This is a genomic window from Pigmentiphaga soli, assembly GCF_039541095.1.
GTDB lineage: Bacteria > Pseudomonadota > Gammaproteobacteria > Burkholderiales > Burkholderiaceae_B > Pigmentiphaga > Pigmentiphaga soli.
The window spans coordinates 81364-99705 of record NZ_BAABFO010000012.1 but is presented as its reverse complement, the minus strand read 5'-3'; the positions used below and the strand labels follow the sequence as shown (position 1 = coordinate 99705).

Here is an 18342-nt window from a genome sequence, read left to right as displayed (position 1 = left end):
CGCGCCGCAGCACGGCGCTGTCCGGACCTGGCTACGGCTGGGACTGCGGCGGCTGCGGCGCGGCCTGCTGCGGCTGGCGCAGCGGATCCAGCATCATCAGCAGCTTGGGGAAGATCTTGGGCGTGGCGGCGATCACGTTGCCGGTCTGCAGCCAGCGCTGTTCGCCGTTGAAGTCGCCGATCAGGCCGCCGGCCTCGAGCACCAGCAGGCCGGCGGCGGCCAGGTCCCATTGCTTCAGGCCGGTGCCGTAGTAGGCGTCGAGCCGGCCGGCGGCCACGTTGGCCAGGTCGAGCACGGAGCTGCCCAGGCGCCGCACGCCGGAGGTGGAAGCCGACAGCACGCCGAAGGTCTTGCTCAGCTGGGCCATGTATTTGCCGGTGGAGTCGTGGGCGAAGCTGGTGCCGACCAGGGCGTGGTCGATGCGGGTGCGGCGCGATACGCGCAGCCGGCGGTCGTTCAGGAAGGCGCCGCTGCCGCGGGTGGCGGTGAACAGTTCGTTGCGGGAGGGATCGAACACCACCGCCTGGGTGATCTGGCCGCGCTGCATCAGCGCGATCGAGACGGCGTAGATCGGCAGGCCGTGGATGAAGTTGGTGGTGCCGTCGATCGGGTCGATGATCCAGAGGTTTTCCTGCTGGCCGAGCTCGTCGGTGGGGCCCGGTGCGGAGCCGGACTCTTCGGCTAGAATCCCGTGCTCGGGGTAGGCGGTCTTGAGAATTTCAACGATGGCCGCTTCCGCCGCCTTGTCAACCTCGGTCACGAAATCGCCCGGCCCCTTCTGGGAAACCTTGACCAGATCGATATCCAGGCTGGCGCGGTTGATGATGGCGCCTGCGCGCCGGGCCGCCTTGACGGCGGTGTTGAGCATGGGGTGCATAAAAAGGCCGATTGGCAAGGAACGCGTATATGAAACCCCTCTAGTGTAAAGGACGCATGCTTTCCCGAGTCAGTTTCGTCATGGTCGAGCCCAGCCACCCGGGCAACGTGGGCTCGGCGGCGCGCGCGCTCAAGACCATGGGATTCTCCCGCCTGGTGCTGGTGGCGCCGCGCGATCCGGCCGTATCGGGGCATCCCGATGCGGTCGCGCTGGCCAGCGGCGCAGCCGACGTGCTGGCCGCGGCGGTGTTGCGCGAAACGCTGCAGGAGGCGCTGGCGCCGTCCACGCTGGCGCTGGCCCTGACCGCGCGCTCGCGCGATCTGGGGCCGCCGTCGTGCGACATGCGCGAAGCGGCGGCGCTGGCGCGCGATCATCTGTTCAGCCATGCGCAGGCCGGGGTGGCCGGCGAGCAGCCGCACGGCGGCGGCCCGCAGGTCGCGGTCGTGCTGGGCACCGAGCGCTCCGGGCTGACCAACGAACACATCGCGCTGTGCCACCGGATCTGCCACATCCCGGCCAATCCGGCGTATTCCTCGCTCAACGTAGCGCAGGCGCTGCAATTGGCCGCCTACGAGCTGCGCTACGCGCTGCTGGGGCCGGCCGGGCACGAGAACGTGCGCTCTCCCGGGCCGCAGGGCGCCGCCCGCGACGCCGCCGCGGTAGCCGGCGCGGCCGGCGCGCCGCTGCGTGGCGAGCCGGCCTCGGGCGAGGCGGTGGCCGGCCTGCTGGCGCATTGGGAACAGGCGCTGACGGCGGTCGGCTTCCTCGATCCCCAGCATCCGAAAAAACTGATGCCGCGCATGCGGCACCTGTTCGCCCGCGCCCAGCTCAGCCGCGAGGAAACCGACCTGCTGCGCGGCGTCTGTACCGCGATGATCGCCACGGCGGGCCGGCGCGGCGCCGGCAACGCAAGCAGCGGCGACGACGCAACCGGCAGCGACGAAAACAACAAGAACAAGCACGACGATGGCCGAACTTAAGATCCCCGCCGCCTACATGCGCGGCGGCGCCAGCCAGGGCGTCTTCTTCAACCTGCGCGACCTGCCGCGCGATCCGGCGCAGCGCGACCGCCTGCTGCTGCGGGTGCTCGGCGGCCCCGATCCCGCCGCCCGCCGGCTCGACGGCCTGGCCGCCGGCGCGGTGGCGCTGGTGGGCGCCTCGCGCCGCGACGACGCCGACGTCGACTACCTGTACGGCCGGCCGTCGCCCGACCGCGCCTCGATCGACTGGTCGGGCGACGACGGCCACCTGGCCGCCGCGGTCGGCCCGTTCGCGCTGCGCCACGGCCTGGTGGCCCCGCGCGACGGCACTACCGTGGTCCGCATCTGGCAGGGCGGGGTGGGGCGCCGCATGGCCGCCCACGTGGAAGTCCGCGCCGGCCAGGTGCTGGAGGCCGGCGCCTTCGTCGAGGACGGCATCCCGTTCCCCTGCGCCGAGATCCGCCTGGATTTCCTCGACGAGCCCGCGCGCGCGATCCTGCCGACCGCCAACGCGCAGGACCGCCTGCGGGTGGATGGGGTGGGCGAACTGGCGGCCACGCTGGCCGTGGCCGGCCTGCCGGCGGTGTTCGTGCGCGCCGCCGATCTCGGCCTGACCGGGCGCGAACGGCCCGACGCCGTGCGCCGCGATGCGGCCCTGCAGGCCCGGCTGGAGGCGGTGCGCGGCGCCGGCGCCGCGGCCATGGGCGCCCGCGGCCGGGCCGAGGGCCCGCCGGTGCTGGCCTGGGTGGCGCCGCCCGCCGCCTATCGAACGGCCGGCGGCGACGATGTGGCGGCCGACCGGGTCGACGTCCTGGCCCGCATCTTCGCCGACGGCCGCCTGCAGGCGGAATTCGGCACCGGGGCGGCGATCTCGCTGGCGGCGGCCGCCGCGCTGCCGGGCACGGTGGTGTCGCAGGTGGCGCGCACGCTGCCCGGCGTGGCCGCGCGCATCGGCCATGCCGGCGGCGTGCAGACGGTGGGCGCGGCCGTGGCCCGCCAGGACCATGGCTGGGTCATGGAGCACGCCACCGTCTCGCGCAGCGCGCGCTGCCTGATGAGCGGCTGGATCCATGTCCCTGCCGAAGCCAGTGGCTTGGTCTGAACCGGCGGCGGGCCGTGGTTGAATAAGTCCATGTTCCGACATTTGCGCGAAGACATCGCCTGCATCCTCGAACGCGACCCGGCCGCGCGCAGCCGCTGGGAAGTGCTCACCTGCTACCCTGGCGTGCACGCGCTGGCGATGCATCGCATCGCCCATGGCTGCTGGCAACGCGGCTGGCTGTGGCTGGGCCGCTTCGTCTCGCACTGGGCGCGTTTCCTGACGGGCATCGAGATCCATCCCGGCGCCCGCATCGGGCGGCGCGTCTTCATCGACCATGGCTTCGGCGTGGTGATTGGCGAAACCGCCGAAGTCGGCGACGACTGCACCATCTACCAGGGCGTGACGCTCGGCGGCACCTCCCTGTACAAGGGGACCAAGCGCCATCCCACGCTGGGACGGGGCGTGGTGGTGGGCGCGGGGGCCCAGGTGCTGGGCGGCTTCGAGGTGGGCGACGGCGCGCGCATCGGCTCCAACGCGGTGGTGGTCAAGCCGGTGCCGGCGGGCGCCACGGTGGTCGGCAACCCGGGGCGCATCGTGGTCCGGCGCACCGGAGGCGGCGTTCCGGCCGAAGCCGGGACCGCCGGGCAAGAACGCGCCGGCACGGCCCCGTCGCCCGCGCCGGCGCGAGATGCCGCGGCCGCCAGGGCGGCGTTCGCGGCCTATGCGGTGGAGCAGAACGGCGACGATCCCCTGGCGCGCGCGATCCACGCCTTGATCGATCACGCCTCCGAGCAGGACGCCCGCATCCGCAGGCTCGGCCAGGCCCTGGAAGCGCTCGGCGCCGATGTGGCGCAGGCCGACAAGGAGCCGGCGGGATTCGACCCGGGCACGCTGAACAAAATGGTGGATTAGCCGGCCGGAGGCGCAAGCGCCGCCCCAGGCCCGCCGTAGGCATGGCCGCCCGGCAAGGCGGCCGCCCGCGTTACCCCGCGGCCGCCGCCCGCCCGGCCGCCACCGGCGCATCGACCGCTACGTCGCAGAACGCCGCGCCGTCGCGGTCGATGGCCAGCCAGCCGCCGCGCGGCTGGCTGGCGTCGTCCAGATCCCAGTCGGGCAGCACCAGCCGCTCCGCGGGGCGGCCGTCGAGCAGGAAGGCGTGCCGGCCGGGCCGGTGCGTGTGGCCGTGGATCAGCCGCGCCACGCCGGCCGCGCGCAAGGCGTCTTCCACCGCCTGCGGGTTGACGTCCATGATGTCGCTGGCCTTGCGGCTTTTCTCGGCCGTGCTGCGGGCGCGCATCTCGCGCGCCATGGCCTGCCGCTCGGCCAGCGGGCGCGACAGGAACTGCGCCTGCCAGCGCGGATCGCGCACCATCTGGCGGAACTGCTGGTAGGCCGCATCGTCGGTGCAGAGGGCGTCGCCATGGCACAGCAGGAAACGGCCGGCCTCGGTTTCAAGAATGGCCGGGTCGGGCAGCAGCCGGGTGCCGGTGGCCTGCGCCAGCCGCTGGCCCATCAGGAAATCGCGGTTGCCCGGCCCCAGGTAGATGGGCAGCCGGGCGCCGGCCGCCTTCAGGCCGGCCGCCACCGCGGCCAGCCACGGCGCCGGCTGGTCCAGCTCGTCGTCGCCCACCCACGCATCGAACACGTCGCCCGGCAGCAGCAGGCTGCCGGCTTCGGCCGCAGCCAGTTCCAGGAAGGCCAGGAAGGCCTCGACGGTGGCCGGCGCGGCCTCGCCGAGGTGCAGGTCGGAGGCCAGCCAGACAGGGCCGGGCGGAGCGATGAGGGGCAGGGTGGACGTACCGGACACGAAATTCCTTGTGATGGGCGCCAGGCGCCGGAAATGAAGCGGGGCGCTCGCGCGCCCCGAGGTAAGGCCGATGGGCCTATTACACCACTTCGGCCTTGGTGATGACGACGTCTTCTACGGGAACATCCTGATGCCCCGCGCGGCTGCCGGTCTTCACGCCCTTGATCTTGTCGACCACGTCGGCGCCTTCGACGACTTTGCCGAACACCGCATAGCCCCAGCCCTGCGGCGTGGGCGAGCTGAAGTTCAGGAAATCGTTGTCGGAAACGTTGATGAAGAACTGCGCGGTGGCCGAGTGCGGGGCGCTGGTGCGCGCCATCGCGATCGTGTAGCGGTCGTTCTTCAGGCCGTTGCCGGCCTCGTTCTCGATCGCCTGGCCGGTGGGCTTCTGCGCCATGCCGGGCTCGAAGCCTCCGCCCTGGATCATGAAGCCGTTGATGACGCGGTGGAACACCGTGTTGTCGTAGTGCCCGGAGCGGACATAGCCGAGGAAGTTCTCGACCGTCTTGGGCGCCTTCTCGGCGTCGAGTTCCAGGCCGATCAGCCCTTGGCTGGTATGCAGGTTGACGCGCGTGCTCATGGTTGGATGACCTCTGCTTTTTCTATCACGATGGGTTGCACGGGGACGTTCTGGAATGGCCCCCGGTCGGCGGTGGGCGCGGCCTTGATCCTGTCGACCACGTCGGTGCCCTGGGTCACCTTGCCGAATACCGCGTAGCCGATACCGGCGACGGTAGGATTGCGGTAGTCGAGAAAGGCGTTGTCGCTGACATTGATGAAGAACTGCGCCGTGGCCGAATTCGGATCCGACGTGCGGGCCATGGCGATGGTATAGCGGGTATTTTTCAGCCCGTTGGCGGCCTCGTTGCGGATCGGCGCGCGGGTGGGCTTCTCGCGCATGTCGGGGGTGAAGCCGCCGCCCTGGATCATGAAGCCGTCGATCACGCGGTGGAAGATCGTGCCGTTGTACTGGCCGTCGCGCACGTATTGCAGGAAATTGGCCACCGTTTGCGGCGCGGCCTTGTCGTCGAGGTCGAGCACGATGCGGCCCTGGGACGTGCTCAGGGCCACCTGGGGGCCGGCGTGGGCCGCGCCCAGCGTGGCGGCGGACAGCGCGGCGGCGAACAGAAAGCGTTTCATCGGGGGTTCCGGTCGGTGCCCGACGCCCCGGGGGCCTCGAGCAGGGATTTGATGCCTTCGCGCTTCTCGCGCGCGCCGGCAGCGTTCGGATCGAGCTTGCCGGCCTCGCCGTAAGAGCGCGCCGCCAGCATCATATACAAGTCGCCGAGGTTTTCGCGCGCCGCCGTGTAGCCGGGGTCGGTCCGCACCGCCATGTCGAGCGCGGTCTTGGCCTCGTCCAGCCGGCCGTCGGCCGCTTCCAGCGCGGCCAGATTGTTCCACGGTTCGGGCAGCTCGGGGAAGCGCTCCGTCATCTGCCGGTACAGCGCCTTGGCCTCTTCGCGGCGGCCCAGGCGGTCGAGCGCGTAGGCCTTCAGGAAAAGCAGCTGCACGTCGGTGGTTTCCGGGCTGCGGCGCTTGTCATCGTCCAGGCGGCGGTCGATCTCGGCCAGCGCGTCGGCCGCGTGGCCGTCGGCGATCTGGCCTTCGAGCCGCGCATAGGTGGCGCGGATGCTTTCGGGCAGGCGGGTGTCGATCGATGGCTTGAGCGCGTCCAGCAGGTGGTTCAGCCAGGGCGGGCCGGTGTCGCCGGAAACGTCGGGGCCGAGCAGCGGCGGCGGGGTGGCGGTTTGCGTTTGCGCCTGCGCGCCGCCGGCCGCCGGCGCCAGCCCCAGCGCGGCGGCCAAGACCGGCCGCAGCGGGCGCCGGCCCGCCGCGGCGCGGGCCTGTCGTCCGGGGCGCGCGGCGCGCGGGCTTGCGACTATGATGGCCAATGGGTTCTGCCTATGTTCTGCCGGGGCGCGCGCGGGGCGCCGCGCCCGGTGGTTGATATAATCCAGTCCGATTTTAGCCCCGGCGGTGCGCCTACCAGCCGGGGCTTGACGTTTTTTCCGCCGCCCGACACTCATGCTCCAAATCTACAATACGCTGGCCCGTGCCAAACAACCCTTCCAGCCGGTCGAGCCGGGACGGGTGCGCATGTACGTCTGCGGCATGACGGTGTACGACTATTGCCACCTCGGCCACGCGCGCATGCTGGTCGGTTTCGACGTGGTGCAGCGCTGGCTGCGGGCCAGCGGCTACGACGTCACCTACGTGCGCAACATCACCGACATCGACGACAAGATCATCCGCCGCGCGGTCGAAAACGGTCAGACCCTGTCGCAGGTCACCGAGTTCTTCATCGATGCCATGCATCAGGACGAAAAGGCGCTGGGCGTGCAGCCGCCCGATCTGGAACCGCGCGCCACGCGCCACATCCCGCGCATGCTCGACATCGTCGGCCTGCTCGAACGCAAGGGCCTGGCCTACCGGGGCGCCGACGGCGACGTGAATTTTTCCGTGCGCCAGTTCCCCGGCTACGGCAAGCTGTCGGGCAAGTCGCTGGACGACCTGCGGGCCGGCGAACGGGTCAAGGTCGACGCCGCCAAGCGCGACCCGCTCGATTTCGTGCTGTGGAAGGCCGCCAAGCCGGAAGAGCCGCCCGAGTCCAAATGGGAATCCCCCTACGGCCTGGGCCGGCCGGGCTGGCACATCGAGTGCTCGGCCATGAGCACCGAACTGCTGGGCATGCCGCTCGACATCCACGGCGGCGGCCCCGATCTCAAATTCCCGCACCACGAGAACGAAATCGCGCAAAGCGAGGGCGCCTACGGCGGCACCTTCGCCAACGTCTGGATGCATTGCGGCCCGCTGATGGTCGATGCCGAGAAAATGTCGAAGTCGCTCGGCAACTTCTTCACCATCCGCGACACGCTCAAGCACTACGACGCCGAGGTGCTGCGCTTTTTCATCGTGCGCAGCCACTACCGCAGCCCGCAGAACTACGCGCGCGAGAACCTGGAAGACGCGCGCGCCGCGCTGGGCCGCCTGTACACGGCGCTGGCCAACGCCGCTCCCGACGCGCTAGGCGCCGACTGGAACGATGCTTCCGGCCAGGCCTTCAAGGCGGCGATGGACGACGATTTCAACACTCCCGAGGCGATCGCCGTGCTGTTCGACCTGGCCGCCGAGGCCAACCGCGGCGGCTCGGCGCGCGCGGCCGGCCAGCTGAAGGCCCTGGGCGGCCTGCTGGGCCTCTTGCAGCAGGATCCGCGCGCCTTCCTGCAAGGCGGCGCCGGGCAGGACGAAGCCGGCATCGAGGCGCGCATCGCCCGCCGCGCCCAGGCCAAGAAGGACCGCAACTTCGCCGAGGCCGACCGCCTGCGGGCCGAACTGCTGGCCGAAGGCATCGTGCTGGAAGACAAGCCGGGCGGCGTTACCGTGTGGCGGCGCGCATGACGGCGGGCGTTCCCCTCGACGGCGCGCAGCTTCCGGTGGCGCCCGCCACGCCCGGCTCCGGCGCGGGCGCGGCCGGCGCCGACGGCAAGCCCGCCTACTGGGATGCCGCGGTGGCCCACCTGCTCAAGCGCGACCGCATCCTGAAGAAAATCATCCCGCAGCATCCCGAAGTCCATCTGCTCACGCGCGGCGACCCGTTCGTCACGCTGGCGCGGGCCATCGTCGGCCAGCAGATCTCGGTCAAGGCGGCCGACTCGGTCTGGCAGCGCTGCCTGGGCGTCTGCAGCCGGCGCCCCACGCCGTCGTCGGTGCTCAAGGCCGGCCGCGACGGGCTGCGCACGGCCGGGCTGTCGCAGCGCAAGGCCGAATACCTGCTCGACCTGGCCGGCCATTTCCAGGGGCGCCGCGTGCATCCGCGCCAGTGGGCGGCGATGGAAGACGAGGCGGTCATCGCCGAGCTGACGGCGATCCGCGGCATCGGCCGCTGGACAGCCGAGATGTTCCTGATCTTTAATCTGCGGCGGCCCGACGTCCTCCCGCTGGACGACGTCGGCCTGCTGCGAGCCATTTCGCTGCACTATTTCAGCGGCGAACCGGTTTCACGTTTCGAGGCGCGCGAGGTCGCGCAGGCCTGGCGGCCGTGGTGCACCGTGGCCACCTGGTATCTGTGGCGCAGCCTCGACCCCGTACCCGTGGAGTATTGATGCGCAACGCTTTTCTCGAATTCGAACAACCCCTGGCCGAACTCGAAGGCAAGATCGAGGAACTGCGCTTCGTGCAGGCCGATTCCGCGGTCGACATCTCGGAAGAGATCAGCCGGCTGCAGCAGAAGAGCCAGACGCTGGCCAAAGACATCTACGCCAAGCTGACGCCGTGGCAGACGGCGCTGGTGGCGCGCCACCCGCAGCGGCCGTACACGCTCGACTACGTGCGCGAGATCTTCACCGATTTCCACGAGCTGCACGGCGACCGCATGTTCGCCGACGACCGCTCCATCGTGGGCGGGCTGGCGCGCTTCAACGGCACGCCCTGCATGGTGATCGGCCACCAGAAGGGCCGCGACACCAAGGAACGCGCGCTGCGCAACTTCGGCATGCCCAGGCCCGAAGGCTACCGCAAGGCGCTGCGCCTGATGCGCACCGCCGAAAAATTCGATCTGCCGGTGTTCACCTTCGTCGACACGCCGGGCGCCTATCCGGGCATCGACGCCGAGGCGCGCGGCCAGTCCGAGGCCATCGGGCACAACCTGTACGCGATGGCCGAGCTGAAGGTGCCGATCATCGCCACCATCATCGGCGAAGGCGGCTCCGGCGGCGCGCTGGCGATCGCGGTGGCCGACACCGTGCTGATGCTGCAGTACGCCACCTATTCGGTCATCTCGCCCGAGGGCTGCGCCTCCATCCTCTGGCGCAGCCAGGAAAAGGCGCCCGACGCGGCCGAAGTGCTCGGCATCACCGCGCACCGGCTCAAGGCCCTGGGCCTGATCGACAAGATCGTCAGCGAGCCGGTCGGCGGCGCGCATCGCGACCCCAAGCTCATGGCGCAATTGCTGCGCCGCGCGCTGGCCGATGCCCTGCGCCAGTTCCAGGGCATGAAGGCGCCGGAATTGCTGGAACGGCGCCTCGAGCGCATCATGGCTTATGGACGATTCAAGGAGACGGTCCAGTCCTGACGGGCTGGCATCGCCGCCAGGCCAGGCGCTCGACGAAACATTCGACGGCCTGCCGCTGGCGGTGCGCGCGCTCGCCGTGGCGGTCAGCGGCGGGCCCGACTCCTCGGCCCTGGCGGTGCTGGCGGCCGAACGCGCCAAGGCCCGCGGCCTGACGCTGCACCTGTTCCACGTCCACCACGGCCTGCACGGCGCCGCCGACGCCTGGGCCGAGCAGGCGGCGCAACTCGCGCAGCACCTGGGCCTGCCGTTCTCCCACCAGCGCGTCGACGTCGAACTCGACGACCCGGCCGGCCTCGAAGCCGCCGCCCGCAGCGCGCGCTATGCCGCGCTGGCGCAGATGGCGCGCAGCGCCGGCCTCGACCACATCCTGCTCGCCCATCACCGCGACGACCAGGCCGAAACCGTCATGCTGCGCCTGCTGCGCGGCGCCGGCATCGAAGGCATGGCGGCGATGGCGCCGATGGCGCTGCGCGACGGCATCGTCTACCTGCGGCCGTGGCTGCGCGTCGATCGCCGCCAGATCCTGGATTTCATCGAGGCCTGGGGGCCGGCGCACGGCTTCGACGCGGTGCGCGACCCGAGCAATCTCGACCCGCGTTTCGCGCGCGGCGCGCTGCGCAACGACGTGCTGCCCGCCATCGAGCGCCACTGGCCCGGCTACCGCGCCACCCTCGAACGCTTTGCGCGGCTGGCCGGCGAATCGGCGGCCGTGCTGCGCGGCCTGGCCGAGGCCGACCTGGCGGCGGTGCAGGAAAACCAGCTGTCGTTCGACAACAGCCTGCGCGTCAGCCGCCTGCTGGCGCTGCCCGCGCCGCGCCAGATGATGGTGCTGCGCCAGTGGATCGCCAGCCACGGCCTGGCGATGCCGACCGAGACCCGGCTGCAGGAACTGCGCCGCCAATTGCAGGCGGCCGGCGGCGACCGCCAGATCCTGATGCAGCACGGCGCCACCCGGCTGCGCCGCTACCGCGACTGGCTGGTGGCCGACCATGGCGTGTCAGGGCCGCCGGCAGTCGTCGACGCGCCGATCCCGCTGCGCTGGCGCGGCGAGCCTTCGCTGCGCATCGAGGCGCTGTCCGGCGCGCTGGTCTTCACCGAGGCGCCGCACGGCGTGGACCCGCAATGGCTGCGCGCCGCCTCGCTCGCGCTGCGCCGCCGCCGCGGCCGCGAACGCCTGAAGCTCGCCCCGCAGGCCCCCAGCCGCAGCCTGAAGAACCTGTACCAGGAACGCGGCATCCCCAGTTGGGAACGCGACCGCCTGCCGCTGTTGTACAGCGGCCAGGAGCTGGTGTTCGCCGCCGGCCTCGGCATCGACGCCCGCACGCCGCAGAGCGAGCCGGGCGTGGCGTTGGAATGGCGCGCCGACCAGCCGGGGGCGACGGGCTATCGCTAGCCGCGGCGGATCACCGCGCGGGCCGCGGGCCGCCCGCCGCGGGCGGATGGCCGCCGGATGAACGCAGGAAGCGCAGCAGAATGTCGTTGAACGCCGCAGGGTTTTCCAGGTAGGGCCCGTGCCCGGCGCAGGGAATCTCTTCGTACACGGCCGGCCGCAGCAGGTCGCGGGCGCGGTGGCCCACTTCCACCGGCACCGCCCGGTCTTCGCGGCCCCAGATGACGGCGATGGGCGGCGCGCCGGCGCCGAGGCCGGCCAGGCGCTCGCCCACCACGTCGTCGTCGATGCCATCGGCGATGTATTGCGCGATGCGGGCGAAGGCCGCCTGGGCGCCGGGCGAATTGTTGATGCGCCACTCTTCCTCTATCCATGCCGGCGTGACCAGGCTCCGGTCGAACAGCACCGCGTTGAGCTTGCGTTCGATGCCCTCGCGGCTGACGGTGCCGAAGCGCGCGGCGATCGCGGCCCGGGCTTCCCCGCCCATGGAGGTGATGCCTATGGTGCCGACCAGCGCCAGCGCCCGGACGCGCGCCGGCTGCGCGCAGGCGATCGCGGCCGAGATGTAGCCGCCCAGCGAGGTGCCCACCAGCGCGCAGGGGCCGATGTCGAGCGTGTCGAGCAGGGCGGCCAGCCAGCTGGCGCAGGCGGGCACGCTGAAGGGAAAATCGCCGGACTTGGCGGCGAAGCCGTGGCCGGGCAGGTCCATCGCCACGCAACGGTAGCCGGCCGCCGCGACGGCGTCGAGGTTGTGGCGCCAGCGGTCGGCGCGCGCGCCCAGGCCATGCACGAAGACCACGGCGGGGCCCGCGCCGGCCTCCAGCACGCGGGTGGACAGGCCTTGCGCGGAACAGGGGTAGGCGATCATGGCGGCGCGCCTCAGACGGTGGCCGTGGTGGCGGCGCCGCCGGCGCGCTGCGGCGCCGCCGCCCGCCGCATCTTCTCGCGGTGCGAGGGATGCCACGGAATCAGGAAACGCTCGGCCAGGTCGATGGCGTAGAACAGCACGGCGCCCAGCACGCCAAGCAGCACGATGCAGACGAAGACCTGCGTCGTGTCGAAGGCGCCCTGCGCCGCCAGGATGGTGCTGCCCAGGCCGTTGTTGCCGGCGATGAACTCGCCCACCACCGTCCCCACCAGCGCCAGCGAGATGCTGACCTTCATGCCGGACAGCAGGCTGGGAAGCGCCTGCGGAAAGCGCAGCTTCCACAGGATGTGCCGCTGGGACGCGCGCACGGCGCGGGCCATGTTGACCAGCTCGGGGTCGATGGAACGCAGCCCCAGCACGGTGCCGATGACGATGGGGAAGATCGCGATCGTGATGACCACCGCGATCTTGGAGGCGCCGCCGGTGCCGAACCAGATCACGAACAGCGGCGCCAGCGCCACCTTGGGCAGGCTGTTGAGGCCCACCAGCAAGGTGTACAGGGTGCGTTCGAGCCAGATCGAGCGGATGATGGCCACCGACAAGACCAGCCCGGCCGCCGCCGACACGGCAAAGCCGGCCAGCGAGATCCACAGCGTCGCCATCGAATTGGCCAGGTAGAAATCCGGCTTGTCGATCAGCTCGTGCAGCACGACGGAAGGGGAGGGAACCAGGAACTCCGGCATGTGCAGCACATGCACGCAGATTTCCCACAGGAGCAAGATGCCCAGCACCACGACCAGGAAGGTGCGCGCCGCTTCGGTTGCCCGCCAGATTCTCAACATGGCTCAGTCTCCCTTGAATATGCCCACGCGCTTGAACAGCGCCAGCAGCTCGCCCACGTAGCGCGCGAACTCCGGCGAGCCGCGCGTGGCCAGCGTCCGCGGGCGCGGCAGGTCTATCGTCACGTCCTCGATCACGCGCGCCGGGTTGCGCGACATGACCACCACGCGGTCGGACAGGAACACCGCCTCCTGGATGCTGTGCGTCACGAACAGCAGGGTCTTCTTCGATTGCAGCCAGATGCGCTGCAGCTCCAGGTTCAGCTCGTCGCGCGTCATGGCGTCCAGCGCGCCGAAGGGCTCGTCCATCAGCAGCAGCCTGGGGTCGCCCACCAGGGCCCGGCAGATGGCGGCGCGCTGGCGCATGCCGCCGGACAGCTCCCAGGGTCGGTGGTTCTCGAAACCGGCCAGGCCGAACAGCTCCAGCAGGCGCAGGGCATCCTGGCGGGCCGTTTTCGGGTCCAGCCGCATGAATTCCGCGGTCAGCATGACGTTCTCGAGTATGGTCCGCCAGTCGACCAGCAGGTCGCGCTGGAAGACCATGCCCAGCCCGTCCGGCGGCCCGTCCAGCAAGGCGCCGTCGAGCAGGATCTGCCCGCCGGTGCCCGCCTCCAGGCCGGCGATGCATTTGAGCAGCGTGCTCTTGCCGCAGCCGCTGGGGCCCAGGATGCTGACGAACTGGCCTTGCTCGATGTCCAGGTCGATGCGCTCCAGGGCCAGCACGTTGCCGCGCGGCGAGGCGTAGGTCTTGGTGAAGCCGGAGATGTTCAGATACGCGCTGGTCATCGGGCTCACCCCTTCGTCGCGGGCATCAGATCGTTGGTGTAGTAGTCTTCGGGCCGGGCGCTGCCGATGTCCATGCCGGCCTCGCGCATGGATTTGAGCGCCGCCTTCCAGTCCTCCGCCGATTGCCAGCCGATGCGCTTGTCCTTGGTGTTCTCGGTGTAGAACAGGGGCTTGTTCATTTCGAGCTGGGCCTTGAGGGTGACCGGGTCCAGGTTCATGCCGGGCCGCTGCTTGATGAGCGCCTGCACGGCTTCGTCCTCGTGGCCGTTCCAGATGTATTCCCAGGTTTCGATCTGCACCTTGTTGAACTTGCGCAGCATGTCGCTGCGGTTCTTCAGGGTCGCTTCGGTGGCGACCAGGCCGTAGCTGGGGAAGTGCAGGCCATAGTCGGCCATGCGTATGGTCTTGGACGGCCGCGTGCTCTCCAGCAGCGGCACCTGGTGCGGGGCGACCGACATGAAGCCGTCCGCTTCGCCCGAGCTGTAGAGCCCGGCCATGGCCGTGGGCGAGACCATGGTGATGTTCACCGACTTGCGGTCCAGCCCTGCCTTGGCCAGGAAGCTGTCGATGAAGGGCGCCCACGGGCTGGCCGAGAAGCACAGGATCTTCTTGCCCTTGAGGTCGGCCAGGGTATTGATGCTGGAATCGCGCGGCACCATCACGGCCAGGTCCGAACCGCGCAGGTAGCCGGCGAACGACTTCAGCGGCACTTTCTTCGCGCGCGCCGGCACCAGCAGGCCGAGCTGGACCTGGCCGATGTCGGCCTGCCCGGCCGCCACCAGCTGCATGGTGTTGAGCGAGCCGCTGCCGTCCTGGATGGTGACGTCCAGGCCCTCGCGCCGGAACCAGCCTTTCTCCCGCGCCAGATGCATGGCCGCGTGAAAGCCCAGCGGCGAGAAGTCCAGGCGGACGGTCACCTTCTCGTCCGCGTGCGCGGCGGCCGAGGCGGCGATCGCCACGGCGCCGGCGATGGATGCGATGATCGTGCGGCCCAGCCGCCCGGCGTAGCTGCGATATCTGCTGTTTGCCATAACTCCTCCAGAGGTTTCCAGATCGTGGCGCGTCTACTTGTTTGCGCGCCTTGAGATTCAATACCGCCCCGCATGCCACTCCCGCCCTCCAGGATGCGGCGGATCCGGCTCCGCCGGTCCGCCCTCATCGCCCCCTGGGGGGCGCGCGAAGCGCGCAGGGGGGCCTACACATGCCCGAATTGCTCCAGCGCCTGGGCCAGGGTCAGGCCCTCCTGCAGCCTGGCGCGGATCTGGACTTCCTTTTGCGTCAGGCCCTCGGCCTCGTCCAGCACCCGCTCCACGATCTCGAACGGAATCACGATGACGCCATCGTCGTCGCCCAGAATGAAATCGCCGGGCCGCACCCGCACCAGCGGCGTGGTGGCGCCGCGCAGGTAGACCGGAATCTGCCAGGCATTCACCTTCCAGCGGCCGATGGATTGCACCGGCGTGCGGTAGCGGGCGTAGACGGGGAACTTCTGCGCGCCGATCCAGCGCACGTCGCGCACCCCGCCGTCCACCAGCGCGCCCAGGCAGCCGCGCTCCTTCATGCCGATGGCGATCAGTTCGCCGAAGTAGCAGATGCCCTGGCCGTCGCCGCTCCACACGCTGATCTCGCCCTCCGACAGCCCCTGGCAGGCCTGCATCTTGTCGGCGTCGCCGCCCAGTTCGTAGGGCGTCATCTGGCCGCGCACGGTGTAGGCCCAGCCGGCGAGCTGGCCGGCCTCGCGCGGGTAGGGCCGGAAGTCCGGCGACAGGCCCTGGTCCAGGTAGCCCAGGGTGTCGAGCACGTCCGCGACGTTGGAGGTATCCACGCGCAGATAGCGTTCGCGGATGCGCTTGCGTTGTTCGGGGGTGAAGTCGTTCGCCATATCGTCGTGTTCCCGTTGTTTCAGATGCTGGGGATGAGCCCGCCGTCCACGCGGACGACCGAGCCGGTCAGGTAAGAGGCCCGCGCGCTGGCCAGGAAGGCCACCACGTCGCCGTATTCCTGAACCTGCCCGTAGCGGCCCATCGGTATGGTGCCAGTGCTTTCGCGCGCGACCTGCTCCACGGTCTTGTTTTCGCGCGCGGCGCGCGCCTCGTCCAGTTGCCGGATGCGGGCGGTGGCGATGCGGCCCGGCAGGACGACGTTGACGGTCACGCCGTCGGCCGCCACCTCGCGCGCCAGCGTCTTGGACCAGCCCACCAGCGCCAGCCGCAAGGCGTTGGATACGCCCAGGTTGGGAATGGGCGCCACCACGCCGGACGAGGTGCTGGTGATGATGCGGCCCCAGCCGCGCTCGCGCATCCCCGGCAGCACCAGGTCGGCCAGCTGCATCAGGCTCAGCACCATGCCGCGGAAATGCGTTTCCCACGACGCGCGCGGCACGCCGGCGATCGGCGAAGGCGGCGGGCCGCCGGAATTGTTGACCAGGATGTCCACGCCGCCCAGGCGCGCCTGGATGGCCTGCACGTGGCCGGGCAGCTCGTCCAGCCGGCCCAGGTCCATGAGCAGGGGGCTGGCCTGGCCGCCCTGTTCGACGATGGCCTGCACGGTGCCGGCCGCGGCGGCCTCGTGGATGTCGGCGACCACCACGTGCGCCCCTTCTGCGGCCAGCGCGCGGGCGATGGCGCCGCCCAGCCCGCCGCCGGCGCCGGTGACCAGCGCCACCTTGTTTGCGATGCCCAGGTCCATGCCGGTTCTCCTCAGGTGCCGACCTTGAGCGGCGCCGACAGCTTGCGCAGCAGCGCCACCGCGCTGCGCGCCGTGATCAGGCCCGTCTTGGGATTCTCGGACGGTATGTTTTCGATGGTCATGTTGAAGCTGGCCGTATCGGCGTCGACCTCGATCCGATGCGTGTTGCGGGTCACCGTCGGGTCGGCCCACACCTCGAGCATGGTCCGGTCCGGCCCGATCCCGGCCAGGGACAGCGCGACCGAGACGTTCAGGTTGGCGGGAAAGCCCCTGGCCGCCTCGCGCGCCGTGCCGGAAAAGATCCTGGTGGGGGTGGTGATGCTGGCCACGTCGATGCCGTTCTCCTCCAGGTAGGGCGCGCCGGCCAGGCCACGCAGCGGCTTGCGGGTGGTCATGCGCACCGAATGGATGGTGCCCTCGGCCGCGGCGGCGACCGCGTCCAGCCCGATCAGCGCGCCGGTCGGCACCAGGATCGAGCCGCCGTATTCGATGGCGGTTTCGCGCAGCCCGGGATGCGCCAGCAGTGCGCCCACCGACAGCACCACCAGCTTCTTGCCCGCCTGCAGCACGGGCAGGGCGATCCGCGGCAGCAATTCCGGCGGCGCGCATTCCACCACGATGTCCGCCAGCCCGGCCAGTTCCTCCAGCGCCACGACGGGGACGGCATGGCTGAGCTGCTGAACGAAATCCGTCGCCCTGGCGACGTTGCGGGCCGATACCGCGGCCAGCGCCAGGCCGGGTATGCCCTTGTCCAATTCCCGTGCGATGACCTTGCCGACGGCCCCCAGGCCGGCGATGGCCACGCGCGATTCAGAAGCAACTGCCATATCAGTCCTTTTCCAAGTTTTCATGCCGATCGCTCGTGCGGCGCCGCGTCTCGGGCGGCATCCGGTACCCACTGTAGGGCCGGCATGAAAGGTCGGACAAACGATTTGAATGGCCCCTATGCATGAGATAAACTCAAGGGTCCTCATGCAGGGAGGATGAGCCCGAATGCGCCGCGCCTTACCTTCCATGGCGGCCCTGAGCGCCTTCGAGGCGGCAGGCAGGCTGGGAAGCTTTTCCGCCGCGGCCGAAGAGCTGCACGTCACGCAGGGCGCCATCAGCCGCCAGATCCGCGGGCTCGAGGAATACCTGGGCACCCGGCTGTTCCTGCGGCTCACGCGGCAGGTCGAACTCACCGCCGCCGGCGAGGCCTATCTGCGCGAAGTCCAGTACGCGCTCGACTACGTGGAACGCGCCACCGCCGGTTTCCGGACGCGGCAGAGCCAGCACGTGGTGCTGACCATCAGCGCGCTGCCGTCGATCGCGTCGTTCTGGCTCATGTCCCGCCTGGTGGGCTTTTCGCAGCGCTACCCGCACATCGACACCCGGGTGCTGACCTCCATCCGCGCCGTCGACCTGCAATCGAACGAGGCCGACGTGGCCATCCGCGTGGGCCCGCTGCCGGGCAAGAGCTACGAGGCGCGCCTGCCGCGCATCGATCTTGAGATGGTCACGAACTGGCGCGGCGTGCATGCCGAGCCGCTGTTCGACGACGTCCTGGTGCCGGTGCTTTCCCCCGGCCTGCCCGAGCCCGGCCACGAGATCCGCGAGCCGCGCGACCTGCTGCGCTATCCCCTGATCCATACAGCGAGCCGGGCGCGCGCCTGGCCGGACTGGCTCGCCCTGTACGGCCTGCAGGAGCCGGAGCGCGGCGAGCGGGCGGAATACGGGCACTTCTTCATGGCCATCGAGGCGGCCCGCAAGGGGCAGGGCGTGGCGCTGATTCCCGGCGTGCTGCTGTCCGGGATCGGCGGCGGCCTGGTCGCGCCGATCCGTTGCACGACGCCCAGCGCCGGGTCCTATTATCTGTTGATGCGCAGCGACCGCGTGCAGGATCCGCAGTGCGCCGCCTTCTGCGACTGGATCCAGGAGCAGGCCGGCGAGGTGCAGGCCTGTGTATGAAGCCCGCCCGTGGCAAGGACGGGCAGCGGGCAACCGGCCGGGCGCGG

The 18342-nt window shown here is 70.5% G+C and carries 20 protein-coding genes; 8 read left to right on the top strand and 12 right to left on the bottom strand.

Annotation, left to right across the window (positions count from 1 at the left end):
• Window positions 1-31 precede the first annotated feature (31 nt).
• On the bottom strand, window positions 32-877 hold the full coding sequence (locus ABD927_RS13855) for an inositol monophosphatase family protein (protein ID WP_345250401.1): 846 nt from the start codon (window positions 875-877) through the stop codon (window positions 32-34).
• Between the two features lie 56 nt (window positions 878-933).
• Between ABD927_RS13855 and ABD927_RS13850 the strand changes: the two genes are divergently transcribed.
• From ABD927_RS13850 to cysE, 3 genes are read left to right on the top strand one after another with little or no spacing between them, the layout of a single operon-like run.
• The gene (locus ABD927_RS13850) at window positions 934-1857 is read left to right on the top strand and encodes an RNA methyltransferase (RefSeq protein WP_345250398.1); all 924 of its coding nucleotides are present in this window, start codon (window positions 934-936) and stop codon (window positions 1855-1857) included.
• A complete protein-coding gene (locus ABD927_RS13845; RefSeq protein WP_345250396.1) occupies window positions 1844-2959 on the top strand; it encodes a PrpF domain-containing protein in 1116 nt (371 codons plus the stop codon). Before ABD927_RS13850 ends, ABD927_RS13845 begins: the two co-directional genes overlap by 14 nt.
• Before the next feature lie 30 nt (window positions 2960-2989).
• A complete protein-coding gene (cysE, locus tag ABD927_RS13840) occupies window positions 2990-3811 on the top strand; it encodes a serine O-acetyltransferase (RefSeq protein ID WP_345250394.1) in 822 nt (273 codons plus the stop codon).
• A gap of 70 nt (window positions 3812-3881) precedes the next feature.
• Here cysE and ABD927_RS13835 read toward each other — a convergent pair whose 3' ends face one another.
• From ABD927_RS13835 to ABD927_RS13820, 4 genes are all read right to left on the bottom strand, one after another.
• Complete coding sequence (locus ABD927_RS13835) at window positions 3882-4688, bottom strand: UDP-2,3-diacylglucosamine diphosphatase (protein WP_345250473.1); 807 nt, start codon at window positions 4686-4688, stop codon at window positions 3882-3884.
• Between the two features lie 97 nt (window positions 4689-4785).
• The gene (locus tag ABD927_RS13830; RefSeq protein ID WP_345250392.1) at window positions 4786-5286 is read right to left on the bottom strand and encodes a peptidylprolyl isomerase; all 501 of its coding nucleotides are present in this window, start codon (window positions 5284-5286) and stop codon (window positions 4786-4788) included.
• On the bottom strand, window positions 5283-5846 hold the full coding sequence (locus ABD927_RS13825) for a peptidylprolyl isomerase (RefSeq protein ID WP_345250390.1): 564 nt from the start codon (window positions 5844-5846) through the stop codon (window positions 5283-5285). The genes ABD927_RS13830 and ABD927_RS13825 overlap by 4 nt, the downstream gene beginning before the upstream one ends.
• A complete protein-coding gene (locus ABD927_RS13820) occupies window positions 5843-6598 on the bottom strand; it encodes a tetratricopeptide repeat protein (protein ID WP_345250388.1) in 756 nt (251 codons plus the stop codon). Before ABD927_RS13820 ends, ABD927_RS13825 begins: the two co-directional genes overlap by 4 nt.
• Before the next feature lie 133 nt (window positions 6599-6731).
• On the opposite strand from ABD927_RS13820, the gene cysS reads away from it, so the two are divergent.
• From cysS to tilS, 4 genes are read left to right on the top strand one after another with little or no spacing between them, the layout of a single operon-like run.
• Window positions 6732-8105 carry a cysteine--tRNA ligase gene (gene cysS, locus ABD927_RS13815; RefSeq protein ID WP_345250386.1) on the top strand — a complete coding sequence of 458 codons (1374 nt, stop codon included), beginning with the start codon at window positions 6732-6734 and terminating at the stop codon, window positions 8103-8105.
• Window positions 8102-8809, top strand: a complete 708-nt coding sequence (locus ABD927_RS13810) for a DNA-3-methyladenine glycosylase family protein (RefSeq protein WP_345250384.1) — start codon at window positions 8102-8104, stop codon at window positions 8807-8809. Before cysS ends, ABD927_RS13810 begins: the two co-directional genes overlap by 4 nt.
• Window positions 8809-9777 carry an acetyl-CoA carboxylase carboxyltransferase subunit alpha gene (locus ABD927_RS13805; RefSeq protein WP_345250382.1) on the top strand — a complete coding sequence of 323 codons (969 nt, stop codon included), beginning with the start codon at window positions 8809-8811 and terminating at the stop codon, window positions 9775-9777. The genes ABD927_RS13810 and ABD927_RS13805 overlap by 1 nt, the downstream gene beginning before the upstream one ends.
• Entirely contained in the window at window positions 9746-11170 is a 1425-nt protein-coding gene (gene tilS / locus ABD927_RS13800) for a tRNA lysidine(34) synthetase TilS (protein ID WP_345250380.1), read from the top strand. Before ABD927_RS13805 ends, tilS begins: the two co-directional genes overlap by 32 nt.
• A 10-nt stretch (window positions 11171-11180) precedes the next feature.
• Here the strand turns inward: tilS and ABD927_RS13795 are convergent, their stop codons facing one another.
• From ABD927_RS13795 to ABD927_RS13765, 7 genes are all read right to left on the bottom strand, one after another.
• Complete coding sequence (locus ABD927_RS13795; protein WP_345250378.1) at window positions 11181-12035, bottom strand: alpha/beta fold hydrolase; 855 nt, start codon at window positions 12033-12035, stop codon at window positions 11181-11183.
• 11 nt (window positions 12036-12046) lie between these two features.
• Window positions 12047-12877, bottom strand: a complete 831-nt coding sequence (locus ABD927_RS13790) for an ABC transporter permease (protein WP_345250376.1) — start codon at window positions 12875-12877, stop codon at window positions 12047-12049.
• A 3-nt stretch (window positions 12878-12880) separates the two neighbouring features.
• Window positions 12881-13660 carry an ABC transporter ATP-binding protein gene (locus ABD927_RS13785; RefSeq protein WP_345250374.1) on the bottom strand — a complete coding sequence of 260 codons (780 nt, stop codon included), beginning with the start codon at window positions 13658-13660 and terminating at the stop codon, window positions 12881-12883.
• Window positions 13661-13665: 5 nt separating this feature from the next.
• Window positions 13666-14691, bottom strand: a complete 1026-nt coding sequence (locus tag ABD927_RS13780) for an ABC transporter substrate-binding protein (RefSeq protein WP_345250372.1) — start codon at window positions 14689-14691, stop codon at window positions 13666-13668.
• 164 nt (window positions 14692-14855) lie between these two features.
• Entirely contained in the window at window positions 14856-15542 is a 687-nt protein-coding gene (locus tag ABD927_RS13775; RefSeq protein ID WP_345250370.1) for an RraA family protein, read from the bottom strand.
• Between the two features lie 20 nt (window positions 15543-15562).
• Window positions 15563-16348, bottom strand: coding sequence for an SDR family oxidoreductase (locus tag ABD927_RS13770; RefSeq protein ID WP_345250368.1), 786 nt, complete (start codon window positions 16346-16348; stop codon window positions 15563-15565).
• Window positions 16349-16359: 11 nt separating this feature from the next.
• The gene (locus tag ABD927_RS13765; RefSeq protein ID WP_345250366.1) at window positions 16360-17175 is read right to left on the bottom strand and encodes an aspartate dehydrogenase; all 816 of its coding nucleotides are present in this window, start codon (window positions 17173-17175) and stop codon (window positions 16360-16362) included.
• 166 nt (window positions 17176-17341) lie between these two features.
• On the opposite strand from ABD927_RS13765, the gene ABD927_RS13760 reads away from it, so the two are divergent.
• The gene (locus ABD927_RS13760; protein ID WP_345250364.1) at window positions 17342-18295 is read left to right on the top strand and encodes a LysR substrate-binding domain-containing protein; all 954 of its coding nucleotides are present in this window, start codon (window positions 17342-17344) and stop codon (window positions 18293-18295) included.
• The last annotated feature ends 47 nt before the right edge of the window (window positions 18296-18342 follow it).